10 protein-coding genes are annotated in these 15,004 nt (G+C 33.3%); 4 read left to right on the forward strand and 6 right to left on the reverse strand.

The window, feature by feature from the left end; genetic code table 11:
* Positions 1 to 5: 5 nt before the first annotated feature.
* A complete protein-coding gene (locus tag WHD54_RS09395) occupies positions 6 to 923 on the forward strand; it encodes a geranylgeranylglycerol-phosphate geranylgeranyltransferase (RefSeq protein ID WP_088323673.1) in 918 nt (305 codons plus the stop codon).
* Positions 924 to 962: 39 nt separating this feature from the next.
* Complete coding sequence (locus tag WHD54_RS09400) at positions 963 to 1,835, forward strand: pseudouridine synthase (protein ID WP_088323672.1); 873 nt, start codon at positions 963 to 965, stop codon at positions 1,833 to 1,835.
* Between the two features lie 66 nt (positions 1,836 to 1,901).
* On the opposite strand, the gene WHD54_RS09405 is transcribed toward WHD54_RS09400, so the two are convergent.
* Together WHD54_RS09405 and WHD54_RS09410 are read right to left on the reverse strand one after the other, a co-directional pair.
* Positions 1,902 to 2,189, reverse strand: coding sequence for a helix-turn-helix domain-containing protein (locus WHD54_RS09405; RefSeq protein WP_158211815.1), 288 nt, complete (start codon positions 2,187 to 2,189; stop codon positions 1,902 to 1,904).
* The gene (locus tag WHD54_RS09410) at positions 2,158 to 3,033 is read right to left on the reverse strand and encodes a hypothetical protein (RefSeq protein ID WP_088323670.1); all 876 of its coding nucleotides are present in this window, start codon (positions 3,031 to 3,033) and stop codon (positions 2,158 to 2,160) included. Before WHD54_RS09410 ends, WHD54_RS09405 begins: the two co-directional genes overlap by 32 nt.
* Positions 3,034 to 3,346: 313 nt before the next feature.
* On the opposite strand from WHD54_RS09410, the gene WHD54_RS09415 reads away from it, so the two are divergent.
* Together WHD54_RS09415 and WHD54_RS09420 are read left to right on the forward strand one after the other, a co-directional pair.
* On the forward strand, positions 3,347 to 8,266 hold the full coding sequence (locus WHD54_RS09415; RefSeq protein WP_143744249.1) for a gliding motility-associated C-terminal domain-containing protein: 4,920 nt from the start codon (positions 3,347 to 3,349) through the stop codon (positions 8,264 to 8,266).
* Between the two features lie 30 nt (positions 8,267 to 8,296).
* Complete coding sequence (locus tag WHD54_RS09420; RefSeq protein ID WP_158211814.1) at positions 8,297 to 9,184, forward strand: PorP/SprF family type IX secretion system membrane protein; 888 nt, start codon at positions 8,297 to 8,299, stop codon at positions 9,182 to 9,184.
* A 43-nt stretch (positions 9,185 to 9,227) separates the two neighbouring features.
* Here WHD54_RS09420 and hutG read toward each other — a convergent pair whose 3' ends face one another.
* From hutG to hutH, 4 genes are read right to left on the reverse strand one after another with little or no spacing between them, the layout of a single operon-like run.
* Positions 9,228 to 10,202, reverse strand: coding sequence for a formimidoylglutamase (gene hutG / locus WHD54_RS09425; RefSeq protein ID WP_088323667.1), 975 nt, complete (start codon positions 10,200 to 10,202; stop codon positions 9,228 to 9,230).
* Positions 10,203 to 10,205: 3 nt separating this feature from the next.
* Complete coding sequence (gene hutI, locus WHD54_RS09430; RefSeq protein ID WP_088323666.1) at positions 10,206 to 11,450, reverse strand: imidazolonepropionase; 1,245 nt, start codon at positions 11,448 to 11,450, stop codon at positions 10,206 to 10,208.
* Complete coding sequence (locus tag WHD54_RS09435) at positions 11,450 to 13,447, reverse strand: urocanate hydratase (RefSeq protein WP_088323665.1); 1,998 nt, start codon at positions 13,445 to 13,447, stop codon at positions 11,450 to 11,452. Before WHD54_RS09435 ends, hutI begins: the two co-directional genes overlap by 1 nt.
* 12 nt (positions 13,448 to 13,459) lie before the next feature.
* Positions 13,460 to 14,950, reverse strand: coding sequence for a histidine ammonia-lyase (gene hutH / locus WHD54_RS09440; RefSeq protein ID WP_088323664.1), 1,491 nt, complete (start codon positions 14,948 to 14,950; stop codon positions 13,460 to 13,462).
* Between the last annotated feature and the right edge of the window lie 54 nt (positions 14,951 to 15,004).

The following is a 15,004-nucleotide window of genomic DNA, read 5'->3' on the forward strand; positions in this document are numbered from 1 at the left end:
CAATCATGAAAACCCCCAAATTCAAAAGAATAATACTAAAATTTTTAAGTTTATTCTCTGTAGTACGAGGATACAATATTCTTGTTTTGGTGGTTGCTCAATATTTAGCAGCAATTTTTATTTTCTCGCCTTCAACTACTTTAAAAGATGTTGTTTTAGATGTACACCTTTTTTATTTAGTTGCTGCCTCTGTTTTTGTAATAGCTGGTGGCTATATAATTAATGCTTTTTATGATGTTCAGATAGACAAAATAAACAAACCAGTAAAAGTTGGTTTAGATAGTTATGTACGCCAGTCTACAAAATTGAAACTCTATTTTACACTTAATTTTATTGGTTTTTTCTTTGGTATATTGGTTTCTTGGAGGGCGGCCTTGTTTTTTGCAGTGTACATATTTGCAATATGGCTATATTCTCATAAGCTAAAAAAGAACCCGTTATTTGGTGTTTTTTCTGCAGCTATTCTTACCATTTTGCCTTTCTTTGCTGTTTTTGTACACTACAATAATTATTCAAAAATTATTTTTGTTCATGCAGCCTTTCTTTTTTTAGTAGTTTTAGTAAGAGAATTATTAAAAGATTTAGAAAACATTAAGGGAGCCATTGCAAACAATTATAATACTTTTTCGGTAGTTTATGGAGAGAGTAAGACCAAAAAAGTCATTCTTTTTTTATTGATACTAACACTTATACCTGTCTTTATTTTATTTAATTACGCTGCTCTAAGTTCTATGGTTTATTACTTTTATTTTGCGCTTGCTGTACTAATTTTTGTAGGAATATATCTATGGAAATCTGTTTCAAAAGACCAATTTAGACTATTGCATAACATTCTTAAAATACTTTTATTTATAGGTGTTTTGTGTTTAATTTTTATTGATACTTCTCTGTTGTTAGAGAAAGTAATTGACAGATTGAATTAAACTTCATTTTTATAACTACCTTTGCAAAAATTTTAATAAATGAAATCACATAAAAACTCGTCGAGAGGACGACAAGAAGGTAAAAGTAAATCTCCTCTTAGCAGAAAAAGTAACACCACTAAAAAAAGCTCTCCTCTAGGAAGAAAGCCTGTTCAAAAAAGTACAAATAAAGTATCTGCTACCAAAAAAGTAAGTGAATCCGAAGGAATTCGTTTAAATAAATATATTGCAAACTCTGGTATTTGTTCTCGTAGAGAGGCAGATACTTATATAGAGCATGGTAGTGTTGAGGTAAATGGAAAATTAGTTACAGAAATGGGCTATAAAGTTCAGCCAGATGATGTAGTACGATTTGACGGAACCACCATTTCACCAGAGCAAAAAAGATATATATTGTTGAATAAGCCTAAAAATTATATTACCACTATGGATGATGATAGGGGTAGAAAAACGGTTATGGAATTGGTAGCAAATGCTTCTAAAGAAAGAATATATCCGGTGGGTCGTTTAGATAGAAATACCACTGGTTTACTATTGTTTACCAACGATGGTGAGTTGGCAAAAAAATTAACACATCCAAAACACAACGTACGTAAATTATACCATGCGTCTTTAGACAGAAAATTAGAGCTAAAGGATTTAGAAAAGTTGAGGGGAGAAGTAATCATAGAAGGTAAAAAGGTTTTTATTGATGCTGTTTCTTATGTAGAAGGACAGTCAAAAACAGAAGTAGGTATAGAAATACATTCTGGTAGAAATAGAATTGTACGTAAAATATTCGAACACGTTGGTTATAAAGTGACTAAACTAGACAGAGTAATTTTTGCAGAACTTACAAAAAAGAACTTGCCAAGAGGCAGATGGAGATCACTAACAAATCAAGAGGTTAATAATCTTCAAATGCTGAAGTAAAACCTTGCTATATTGATGTTTAAAAAAAAATGCAGCTATTTCTTATATAGCTGCTTTTTTTATTTTCTAAGATTTTACATATTCTCTAGGAGAACATTTTTCGTATTTCTTAAAGATTGTAAAAAAGTTAGACCGTGTAGCAAAGCCAGATTTTTCTGCAATATGATCTAAGCTATATGTTAATTTGGTTTCTGCAAGTAAGTTTTTTGCAATGTTTAACCGAACTTTATTTTTCAAATCGATGTAGCTAGTGTTTTCAGATTTTAAATACAAGCGAACCTTATATTCTGGCACACCAATATAGTTGCTAAATTCTTTAAAATTATTTTTTTGATTTGTAAAAAAAAAGCTCATTTTGTAATAGTTCATTTAGCTTTTCCGTTATTTTATTTATTTCCGACTCCGTTAATTCTTGTATTATTTTCGATTTCTTTTTTCTAAAAAAGGGAGAATTGTCTAAATAGCTATTATTTATTTTTTTAGAATTGATATATAACTCCGGATGATTCACAAACTGTATGGCTAAAAGAGCTAATAATAAAACATCTAAATAAATAATAATGTCTATAAATAAACTGGAGTAAATACTTGTTATAATGATAAATGTAATGTGCAACGCGTACAATATAACACTGCACAAAAATAAATAAGAGATGAGTAGTAAGGTTCTAATTTTTTTGCGCTCTGTTGCAACACTTGTTTTTTTATATTTTAAAAGTACATAAATAGCAGCACTAACATAAAAAATTACATGAGCTAACCTGAAGCCATGGTTAAATTGGGGAGTAAAAAAACTGTTTACCCCTTCATGAGCTTGGTTTGCAGGAGTTGTATAAATAGCGTTAACCAGCTCATATTTTTCCTCCCAAGGCCAAAACATATAAGCACCTATAGCAAATGTTTGTATAATAGCAGGTAATAGGTGTAGTAGGTGTATCTTTTTTAATCGCTTTTTATTGAATAAAGTAAGCTTGATAAAAAAATAAAAGCTAGGTCCAATAATTAAGTAAAAAGGTGTAAAATGGTTGTAAAGTATTACTTTAATAATTTCATAACCACTATGATTTACAGTGTAATGACTAATTGCATAGATAGATACGATTACAAGAGAGGTGCCTAGAAGAATTAATCTAGGTTTTTGAATGTTTTTTATTAAGATGTAACAACTAAAAAGAAAAAACGCAACTAATAGAAACATTAAAAAATTTATTTCAAAAGTAGTCCTTTTTTTTAAAATAGCAAGTCCTTTTTTTTAAAATAAGTACAACTAACTAGTCTATGTATTCAATTAAGTCTTACAACTAAACTAGTTTTGCAAACTAATAAGTTATTATTAGAATTTATCTTAATCCCCCAAAACTATGAATACATTTTTATGTGTTAAGCACAAAAATAGGCTTTTCACTTTCCTAGCAACTCTATTTATCTTTTTATTTTTTACTCCTTTAACTGTTAGAAGTAACAGTAAAGAGTTATCTGATTATTCTTTAACAACAAAGAATAATTATAAATTGAGTACTCTCAAAAACAACTTTCACTCAATATATCATGAGAGTATTCTGTTAGATATTTTAGATTACAATTCTTCTTTAATTAAAGAAAAAATACAAAATAATCTTCAATTATCAGTATCAAATGGCGTAACTAAGTCTACCGTTGAATATAAGATAACTATAAATAAAGTATCTGGCTTTTATGGAGGCATTTCTTTTGTTGATGAGCCACTTACACTTACCTTCCAAAATGTAAATCCAGAGAATGTAAGTTTGTTACGTACAAATATTCATCAAATTGTTTTTCCTAATGGTAATAATGTTCGGGTAACTTTGGGTACCATAATAGATAATCTTCCCTTAGATGATTTAACAAGTAATAGTTTAGGTATTGCATCAGCCCCAGCTGGTATATTTGTTGGAACTGCAACTCAAACAAGTTATACTTGTGATGGGTTTTTCATTAATAGTTTTAGTGGAACACCTCCCACAGACTCTAAAGATAGACTAACAACAACTTGGAGCTCATTAGCTACCGGAGGCTCCACATCTCAATGTATATCACAAATGTTTACAATTTCTAATAAGAAATTAAACATAACACCTCAAAGAGCCACTTCAGGTGGAGTTTGGGGTTCAATCGAAACTCAAAACTCTTTAAATATTACCTCAACTCCTGTAACAACTGCGTATGTAGGTCAAGAATATGTGTCGCCAATAATAGCTACATCTAGCACCAACAATCCAATACAATTTACTACAAATGGTACGTTACCGAACTTTTTATCTTTAAGTACAGAAGGTTCAACTAAAGGTGTTCAAATCGGTAGCTCTCCAATAGCAAATGCTTCAGCTGTAGCTTCAGATTCTAATGGTAACTATTATGTTGCTCAATTTAGCTCAGATGGAATATTTAAAATAACCCCAGATGGTACAGTAACAAATTGGGCAACTAAAACTCAATTGAATGCAACTGTTTATGGTGGTGCAGTAGTGGTAGACAATTATTTATATGTTGGTTACAGAAATAACTCGCTAAGAAAAGGAGGGTTAATGAGATATGATATTACATCAGCAAACCCTACAGGTGAGGATGTTGTTCCTTTAGGCGATGCCGTTTTTTTTAACTTAACGTATAACAATGGCTTTATATATGTTGGCGATTATAACAGAGGTAAAATCTTAAAAGTAGATATAAATAATAATTTCACTATTTCTGATGTGGTAGATGTAAGAAATGCATCTGGTTGTGCTTTTGATAGTTCAGGTACAATGTATATTACCTCTCCAGATGGGAAAAAGGTATGGAAATACACTACAAGTGGTCAGTTGATAGATGTTGGTATTACATTTACAAATTTTGTTTTTGATGTTGAAATTGATGCTTTTGACAATATTTATTTAGGTTTTAGAGATTTAGGTATAAGAAAGTATACGCCCGATTTTAGTTCTTATGAGACGATTGATAACAGTACATTTAGGTCTATTTGGGGAATATCTTTAAGTAGTACAGGTGTTTTATCCTGGGCGCCAACATCAGCTAACAAAGCTTTTCAGTTACAAACGGGTATTACAATAAAAGGAACCCCTTCTTTGGAAGATATAGGTACATATACAATATCAACAAAAGTTGCAGACGGTGTTTTAAGTTTAGATGATGTGTATACTTTAAACGTTTACGGGCCTGCAACAATAACTGGTTTTTCTGATATAAATAAAACCGTAACTGACTCAAATTTTAATTTAACAGCACCAACTTCAAATAGTGCAGGAGCTTTTACTTACACTAGTAGCGATGAAAATGTGGTGAAAATTTCAGGTGATGAAGTTACTATAATTGGTGAGGGTGTTGCAACAATAACTGCAAAACAAGAAGCTAACGGTTTATATTTAGAAACTGAGACTACTGCAACAATAACAGTTATTTCTACATTTGTTAACGTATCAAATACCGAATTACCAACCTTTACCTCATGTTTTGGCTCTAATTCAACAGAACAAACAATATCTGTGTCAGGAGGATCATTAACTACTGATGTGTTAGTTAATGCACCAACAGGTTTTGAGGTAAGTTTAACTTCTGGCTCAGATTTTAGTAGTTCTTTAAATATTTCGCCTACAAGCGGAACTTTATCAGCAACTACCGTGTATGTAAGAACCAATGATGCGGCTGCATCAGGGAGTATTTCAGGTAATTTAACAATATCTTCAACAGGTGTTACTTCTAAGACAGTAGCATTATCTGCTACCATTAATATAGTACCGCAACCTTTATCAATTAGCAATTCATTATGTGATGCTGCTGGTTTAGAGTGGGTAGATTGGAAGTCTGTATCTGCATCTACTGGTCGAGGGGTATTGTTTGGAGATGTAGATGTTACCGTAACACATTCTAACAGTGGTTTAAAAACTACTCCTAGAATGTATGGTCATACAACCTTTCCATCAGAATACAATGTACCGAATACAACTACCATAAGAAATGATTTTGCAGGTACTTTTACCATAGGTTTTAGCAAACCAGTTACCAATCCTCAAGTAGCCTTTTCAAGTATTGGAAACCCTGCAACACCAGTTGGTATTTCAACCTCAGTTCCTTACCAGCAAATATGGAGTAATGCAGCTATGACTTTTACAGACAGTTCTAACATGACTGGTAGAGAGGGTTTTACAATTGTAAGTTTTCCAGGAACACATAGTTCATTGACTTTTAATTATTTAGCAGATGAAATTTATTGTAATATGGCATTTGGTGCAGAGAACCCATCTTGCTCAAATATTCAAATATGTGAGGGAGAAAGTGTTACACTTACTGCAAGTGGAGGTAGTTCTTATTTATGGAGTCCTGCAACAGGTTTAGACACTACAACAGGTAATAAGGTAGTAGCTTCTCCAACTGTAACCACCACATATTCAGTAATTGATACCAGCAATTCATGTGCAGAGCCAACCACAGTATTGGTTACTGTAAATTCTGCTGCAACTGCACCTACAGTAGTTTCTACTCAATCATTGTGTGCAAGTAATACGGTTTCAGATTTACAAGCTACACTAGCAAATGATCATACATTAGAATGGTATGCTAGTGCTTCGGGTGGCTCTCCTCTACAAAACTCATTACCCTTAACTCTTGGAAGTACTTACTATGCTCAAGCAGTAAATGCTAGCGGCTGTGAAAGTAGTAGGGTGGCGGTAAAGGTTATTGACGATATTTCTCCAACTATAATTACTAAAGACATAACCGTTGAATTAGATAGCTTAGGAAAAGCAACTATTAGTGCTGATCAAATTGACAACGGATCATCAGATAATTGTAAAATTGTTAGCAGAACTGTTACTCCAAATTCATTTACAAGGTCAGAAATTGGAGCAAATACTGTTACTTTAACAGTTACTGATGGATATGGAAATGTATCTACACAGACTGCCACAGTTACTATTAAAGAAACATTACCACCCCTGGTTAAAACCAAAGATATTACAGTTCAGTTAAATATCTCTGGCAATATCACTATACAGCCTTCAGATGTAGATAATGGTTCTTCAGATTTATATGGAATTAGTGATATTTCGGTGACTCCAAGCTCGTTTAATTGTTCAAACGTCGGTAATAATACAGTAGTTTTAAGTGTTACTAGTATTTCTGGAATTACGGCTACAAAAACAGCCATCGTTAAAGTTGAAGATAAAATGGCTCCGATAATAGCAACTAAAGATATAGTAGTTCAGTTAGATATAAACGGAAACGCTACAATACAAGCTTCAGATGTCAATAATAATTCAAGCGATAATTGTACAATAGCAACTACTGTTGTTAGTCCAAATTCATTTACATCAACAGATGTAGGTGTTAATACTGTTATTTTAACAGTTACAGATAGTCAAGGAAATAAAGCTACCAAAACAGCTATGGTTACGGTAGAAGATAAGTTAAAGCCTTTGGTTGTTACTAAAAATATTAATGTTGAATTAGATGCCGATGGAAAAGCGGTTATAAAAGCTTCAGATATAGATAATGGTTCATCAGATAATTCAGCAATACAAAGTATTACGGTTAGCCCAAGTTCATTTGATTGTTCAAATATCGGTGTAAATACAGTTACTTTAACCGTTACAGACGTTCATGGAAATGTTGCTACCAAAACAGCAATAGTAGAGGTAACTTCTAACGGAGTTGATACAGATAACGATGGGGTAAAAGATAATTGTGACCCAGACGATGATAACGATGGAACGCCCGATACAGATGATGCTTTTCCTTTAGATGATAAAGAAGACAAGGACACCGACAACGATGGTATTGGTGATAATTCTGACTCAGACATTGATGGTGATGGTATTAACAACGATAAAGATGCCGATGTTGATGGCGATGGAATTTTAGACAACGGAGAAGATACTGATGGCGATGGCGTTAATGATGATAATGACCCAGACATTGATGGTGATGGTATTAACAACGATGAAGATGTTGATGTAAATGGTGATGGAATTTTAGACAACGGAACAGATAATGATGGCGATGGTATTAATGATGCCGGTGATACAGATGATGATAATGACGGAGTGTTAGATAGTACAGACAATTGTCAGTTTGTATACAATCCTGGTCAAGAAGATCGAGACTATGATGGTAAGGGCGATGTTTGCGATACCCAAGAGATTAACATTTCAGAAGCCTTTACACCAAATGGAGATGGCAAAAATGATAGGTGGATGATTTACAACATCGAGAATTATCCGAACAATATGGTAAAAGTATTCAACCGTTGGGGACAACAAATTTATGCCAAGAAAGGATATCAAAACACTTGGGATGGTTCTCATAAAGGCAACGGAGCTACCGCAGTAGTTAATGGTGCTTCGTACTACTATCAAATAGATTTAGATGGCGATGGTATGGTAGATTATCAAGGTTGGATATACATTACACAATAAACATTCATGCATAGTTATAAAAGTAAAGAAATGAAAAAAATATATACAGTTGTTGTGCTATTAATGATAGTAATTAGTAGTAATTTACAGGCGCAACAAGAGAGTTTAATCTCACAGTACACAGAGCAAATGTCGTTGTTTAACCCTGCTGCGGTAAGTATCGGCGAGAGCTCAAAGTTATCGATACTTCACAGAAGACAATGGCAAGGAGTTGCAGATGCACCAACCACCACTAGTTTAACTTATGGTTTTTATGCAGGCAAGAATGTTGGATTGGGTTTGTCTGTAATAACAGATAAAGTATTTATCGAACAATCTACCTTTGTAGGAATCGATTATTCTTACCGATTGCAGTTAGATGAGCAATCTACCTTATATTTAGGTTTAAAAGGAGGAGGGAATTTTTACAGCGTAAATACGTTTAATTTGCGTACGTATGGCTATGTGGTAGATCCTTCGTTGAATTCAATTGCAAATTTTACGCCCAATATTGGTTTTGGAGCGTATTACACGCGAGGCAATTTTTACCTTTCTTTGGGAAGTCCACGTTTGTTAAGCACAGAGCGAGCTACAGAGAATAATGGTAGAGTAGCAAGCTCTCGAGATAGGATGCATTATTACAGTTCGGTGGGCTATGATTTTATAGTAAACGAAGCGTATAATTTACGATTACGACCAAGCATTTTTGCAAGAAGTGTAATAGGTTCACCTAGTAGTGTAGATTTTAATACGATGTTGAGTTTAGATGATAAGTTTACTTTAGGAGCCACGTATAGAACTAGCACAAGTTTTGCAGGAATTGTACAATTGGCTATCAATCCTAATTTGATGTTGGGTTGGACCTATGAGGTATATTCAGAGCCAGAGTTAACCAATACTGGCGATACAATGGAGTTTTTACTTTCTTATAAATTTTAAATCAACAGTAAAAAAGTAACCATACACCCTTTTAAAAGAAATTTTAAAAGGGTGTTTTTTTGGAATTAGAAACGATACAATCTATTATTCTAGCAGCAAGAGTAGCGGTGTGGTTATCGATGTCGTATTTAGGATTTAATTCTGCAATATCACAAGATACAACTTTATGAGTTTTTAATATAAAAGGAATAATATCATACATAAACTTTGGGGAGAAACCCAGTGGAGAAGGAGCACTAACACCAGGTGCATAGGCAGATGAAAAGCCGTCCAAATCTATTGTAAGATATAGATAATCAATATTATCTATAAAAGATTGTAGCTTGTCTTTTAGTTGATTTGTGAGTTCGCTACAATCAAAGTTTGAAATAAATTCTACCGAATTGTTAGCTGCAATTTCATAGAGTTCTTTTGTATTAGATTGTTGTTGAATTCCAATAGGCAAGTAGTAAACGTTATTGTTTTCTGATAAAATTTGATAAAATGGTGTTCCAGAATTAGAAAGATTTGTTGTTTTTCTTAAATCGAAATGTGCATCAAAATTTAAAATACCGATTTTATGATTTTTAAAATCTTTAATACCTTTTTTAATTCCATTAAAATTTGCGTAGGCAATATCATGTCCACCTCCCAAACCAATGGGTATTATTTTTTGAGAAATAAGTTTACCAATTACTTCAGAAAAAGAACGCTGACAATTTTCTAGTTTATCGTCATTACAGGTAATATCACCAAAATCTATGATTTTTTTATCCTGAAAGTGAAAAGGAATTTTAGCTAATTTAGTACGAATATTTTTGGGGCCATTTTTTGCACCCACTCTCCCCAAGTTTCTTCGAACTCCTTCATCACAAGCATAACCAATAAGTCCGAAATTTGCTTTAGAAAATTTTTTCGTTACATTTTCGGTTTCAATAATTTGATACCAATACTGCAAACTATTCTCGGTGTGCCTACCTGTCCAATTTTTTTGGTTACCAGGAATATAATTTTCAATGAGTTCTTTGTTAAAATCCATTTATTAAGGTGTTAATATTTCTTTTCCTTTTACAAATACTTTTTCTATACAATTATTACCAAAAGAATAGGGAATAAATGCATAGGATTGAATTGGTTTTGTAAGCATTATATTTGCTAGTTTTCCTTTTGTAATACTTCCTATTTTGTTGCTTAAATTCATTGCATAAGCACCATTAATAGTAGCAGCATTAATAGCTTCTTCGGGAGTCATTTTCATTTTTATACAAGCAGTTGCTACTACAAAATTCATGTTTCCGGATGGAGATGAGCCAGGGTTGTAATCAGAAGCTAAGGCAATTGGTAAATGGGCATTTATAATTTTTCGTGCAGGAGTATATGGTAGTCCTAAAAAAAAGGAGCAGCTAGGCAAAGCTACAGGCATAGTTTTGGTGTTCTTTAAAGAATTGATATCTGCATCGGTAAGTATTTCTAAATGATCTAGAGAAAGAACGTTGTTTTCTACTCCTGCAGCAACGCCGCCAATAGAATGAAATTGATTTACATGAATTTTACCTTGTAACCCTATATCTTTGCCAGCTTTTAAAATAGTGTGAGTATCGGAGACAGAAAAGTATCCTTCTTCACAAAAAACATCAATAAAATCGGCAAGCTTTTCTTTTTTTATAATTGGTAAAACATCATCAATAAGCATTTTTAAATACTCATTTTTTTTGTTTTTGTAGGATGATGGAACTGCATGAGCACCCAAAAAGGTAACTTTTATTTCTATGGGATAATTTTTTTGAAGCTTTTTTATTACTCGCAACATTTTTAACTCAGCATCTTTCGTTAAGCCATAACCCGATTTAATTTCTATAGCACCAGTACCAAGTTTTATAACCTCGTCTAATCGTAATTTACTTTCTGTATATAAATCTTGCGCTGTTGTTCGTTCAAGCCTTTTTGCAGAATTTAAAATTCCTCCTCCGTTTTTGGCTATATCTTCGTAGGTTTTACCTTTTAACCGATCTACAAATTCAGTTTCTCGAGAACCTGCATACACAATATGCGTATGAGAATCGCACCATGTAGGCATTAATATTTTACCTGTAGCATCTATTGTTTGGGTAAAAGAATCATTAGGACAATCATTCATTTTCCCAAAATCAGCAATCACTCCATCTTCAACTATTAAAAAAGCATTTTTTAAGCTTGGTAAATTCCCCATTTCTTTACCAGCAACAAAAGTGGTATTGCTGTCTCGTATTTGAATGAGTTCTTTAATGTTTTTGAATAGTAGTTTCATCAGAATAGGTCTTTTAGAATAGTTTCCTCTACAAGGTTTGGTATGGTAATTTTTAAATTTGGTGTTCTTTCCATTTCTCTTTTAATAGCAAAAAGTGCTTCTTTATTTCTAGCCCAACTTCTTCTTGCAATTCCATTATTAACGTCGTAAAAAAGCATGTTTTTTAGTTTTTTTTCGGCTTCTTTAGAACCATCTAACAACAAACCAAAGCCACCATTAATTACTTCTCCCCAGCCTACACCACCGCCATTGTGAATAGAAACCCATGTAGCACCTCTAAAACTATCTCCAATAACATTATGAATAGCCATGTCTGCAGTAAATTTACTACCATCGTAAATGTTTGAAGTTTCTCTAAAAGGAGAGTCTGTTCCGCTTACATCGTGATGATCTCTGCCCAAAATAACAGGACCGATTTCTCCTTTTGCGATTGCATTATTAAAAGCAGTAGCAATTTTTATCCTTCCAATAGCATCTGCATACAATATTCTTGCTTGCGACCCAACAACTAGTTTGTTCTTTTTGGCATTTTTAATCCATGTAATATTGTCTTGCATTTGCAGTTTTATTTCTTCTGGAGATTCATCCATTAGCTTTTGTAGAACCTCTGCAGCAATAGTGTCTGTTTTATCTAAATCTTTATGGTCTCCAGAGGCACAAACCCATCTAAAAGGGCCAAAGCCATAATCGAAACACATAGGACCTAAAATGTCTTGAACATAAGAAGGATATTTAAAATCTATATTATTAGAAGCCATAACATCTGCGCCAGCTCTAGAAGCTTCTAATAAAAATGCATTTCCATAATCGAAAAAATAAGTACCTTTTTTAGCGTGTTTATTTATCGCTTTTGCGTGTCTTCTTAAGGATATTTGTACCTTTTCTTTAAATAATGTTGGATTTTCTCTTAACATTAAATTAGATTCTTCGTAAGATAAATCTGCAGGATAATATCCGCCTGTCCAAGGAATATGCAATGATGTTTGGTCGGAGCCAAGATGAATACGTATATTTTCTTCATCAAAGCGTTCCCAAACATCAATAATATTTCCAATATAGGCAATGGAAACAATTTCATTGTTTTTTTGAGCTGCCAACGTCCGGTCTACTAACACATCAATATTGTCAATTAAAACGTCTACCCAACCTTGCTGATGTCTTTTAGTAGCAGCTTTTTTATTAATTTCTGCACAAATAGTTATGCAGCCGGCAATAGTTCCTGCCTTTGGTTGCGCACCACTCATACCACCCAAACCAGCAGTTAAAAATATTTTTCCGTTGGGAGTATCTCCTTTTTTTAATATTTTTCTAAATGCATTCATAACGGTAATTGTGGTTCCATGAACAATACCTTGCGGACCGATATACATAAAAGAGCCAGCGGTCATTTGACCATATTGAGAAACACCCAACGCATTCATTTTCTCCCAATCATTTGGTTTTGAGTAATTAGGAACTACCATTCCGTTTGTTATTACAACTCTTGGGGCATTTTTAGAAGATGGAAACAAACCCATCGGATGGCCAGAGTACAAATGTAGGGTTTGCTGGTCTGTCATATGCGCTAAATATTGCATTACCAATAAATACTGAGCCCAGTTTTGAAAAACTGCACCATTTCCTCCGTAGGTAATTAATTCTTCTGGATGTTGAGCAACTGCAGGATTCAGGTTGTTTTGAATCATTAACATAATAGCAGCAGCAGCCTCTGTTTTAGCTGGATACTCCGATATTGGCCTTGCATATATTTCATAATCGGGTTTAAATCGATGCATATATATTCGTCCAAATTCCTTTAATTCCTCAGCAAATTCAATAGCTAATTCTTTATGCCATTTTTTTGGAAAATAACGTAAAGCATTTTTAATAGCCAACTGCTTTTCTTCAATTGTTAAACAATCTGTTCTTTTTGGAGCACTATTAGCTTCTGTTGGATACGATTTTTTTTGAGGCAGAACTGCTGGGATACCTTGTAAAATTTGTTTCTTAAATGACATGTTCTTTTGCGTTTATTTTACAATTATTTGTTTATTTTTTACTAAGGATAATAGTTCTTGAATATCATCTTTTAGAATTCTATCATTTTCTAGTTTTTTTACTTTTTCTCTTATAATAGCGTGGTTTTGTTCTATTATTTTAGAAAATGTATTGGGGCGTCTAAATTCTAATGCTTGTGCGGCATACATTAATTCTATGGCCAATATTTTTTCTAAATTACCAAGTATTTCATTAAACTGTCTTCCAGAAATACTCCCCATAGATACATGGTCTTCTTGTCCTAAAGAAGTAGGGATACTATCTGCAGAAGGAGGAAAACACAACGATTTATTCTCAGTAACCAAAGCTGCAGTGGTATATTGCGGAATCATAAAACCAGAGTTTAAACCACCACTTTCGGTAAGCAATCTTGGTAAACCATATTTACCCTCCAAAAGTAAATAACAACGCCTGTCTGCTATATTACCAAGTTCTGAAGCAGCGATAGAGCAATAGTCTAGTGCCATTGCAAGTGGTTGACCATGAAAATTACCGCCAGAAATAGCTTCGGTTTCACTTAAAATAATTGGATTATCAGTAACAGAATTCATTTCTATTTCTGCCAATTCCTTTAAATGATAAAACGCATTTCTAGAGGCACCATGAACTTGCGGTATGCAACGCATAGAATATGGGTCTTGTACTCTTTCGCAATTTTCATGAGAACTAGTGTTTTGAGAATCTTGCAAGAGAAATCGCATTCTTTCGGCCACTTTTATAGTTCCTTTATAAGGTCTAATTTTATGCAATTCTTCTTTAAATGGAGATTGACTGCCTTTATAGCCCTCTATGCTCATCGCACCGCAAACATCTACCAAATCAAGCAAATATTCCATTTTTATTAACCCACTAATGGTATGGGCTAAAATAAACTGCGTTCCGTTAATTAGTCCCAAACCCTCTTTGGCTTTGAGTTCTAAAGGAGCTAAATTATGCATTTTTAAAACTTCTTTAGCCGGTAAAATTTTATCATCTACCCAAAAATCACCCTCTCCAATAAGTGGTAGGAAAAGATGAGAAAGTGGAGCTAAATCTCCTGATGCACCAACAGAACCTTGTTTGGGTACTGTTGGTAGAAGGTTATTTTCTATAAAATAAATAATTCTTTCAATTAAAGACAAACGCACACCAGAATATCCTTGGCAAAGCGCATGTACTTTGCAAATCATCATCAATTTCGAAAGGTTTTTGTCTATGTTTTCACCAATACCAACTGCATGAGTCACTAATAAGTTCGTCTGCAGTTGGTTGGTTTCTTTGGGGGATATTTGAACATCACACAATGGTCCAAAACCTGTATTTATACCGTATACAGCTTTTTTGTTTTGTGTAATTATACTCACTTTTTGCCTACTGGCAATTATTTTTTGTGTTGCTTCTTTATCTATATATGCTTTTAAATTTCCCGACGCAATTTCTGCTACTTTGTGTAAAGTAAGCCTGTCTATTCCATATTTAAACATACTTTGTGTAGATTATTGTTTTTACAAATTTATGATTACTTTTGATACATAATA

Origin of the sequence: Polaribacter tangerinus, from assembly GCF_038024095.1 — a bacterium.
GTDB classification, from domain to species: domain Bacteria; phylum Bacteroidota; class Bacteroidia; order Flavobacteriales; family Flavobacteriaceae; genus Polaribacter; species Polaribacter tangerinus.

Excerpts from the sequence above, each read along its gene's own strand:
- WHD54_RS09405 (WP_158211815.1), bottom strand. The coding sequence starts at position 2,189 with ATGAGCTTTTTTTTTACAAATCAAAAAAATAATTTTAAAGAATTTAGC.
- WHD54_RS09435 (WP_088323665.1), bottom strand. The coding sequence starts at position 13,447 with ATGTCATTTAAGAAACAAATTTTACAAGGTATCCCAGCAGTTCTGCCT.
- WHD54_RS09400 (WP_088323672.1), top strand. The coding sequence starts at position 963 with ATGAAATCACATAAAAACTCGTCGAGAGGACGACAAGAAGGTAAAAGT.
- hutI (WP_088323666.1), bottom strand. The coding sequence starts at position 11,450 with ATGAAACTACTATTCAAAAACATTAAAGAACTCATTCAAATACGAGAC.
- WHD54_RS09410 (WP_088323670.1), bottom strand. The coding sequence starts at position 3,033 with ATGTTTCTATTAGTTGCGTTTTTTCTTTTTAGTTGTTACATCTTAATA.
- hutH (WP_088323664.1), bottom strand. The coding sequence starts at position 14,950 with ATGTTTAAATATGGAATAGACAGGCTTACTTTACACAAAGTAGCAGAA.
- hutG (WP_088323667.1), bottom strand. The coding sequence starts at position 10,202 with ATGGATTTTAACAAAGAACTCATTGAAAATTATATTCCTGGTAACCAA.
- WHD54_RS09395 (WP_088323673.1), top strand. The coding sequence starts at position 6 with ATGAAAACCCCCAAATTCAAAAGAATAATACTAAAATTTTTAAGTTTA.
- WHD54_RS09420 (WP_158211814.1), top strand. The coding sequence starts at position 8,297 with ATGAAAAAAATATATACAGTTGTTGTGCTATTAATGATAGTAATTAGT.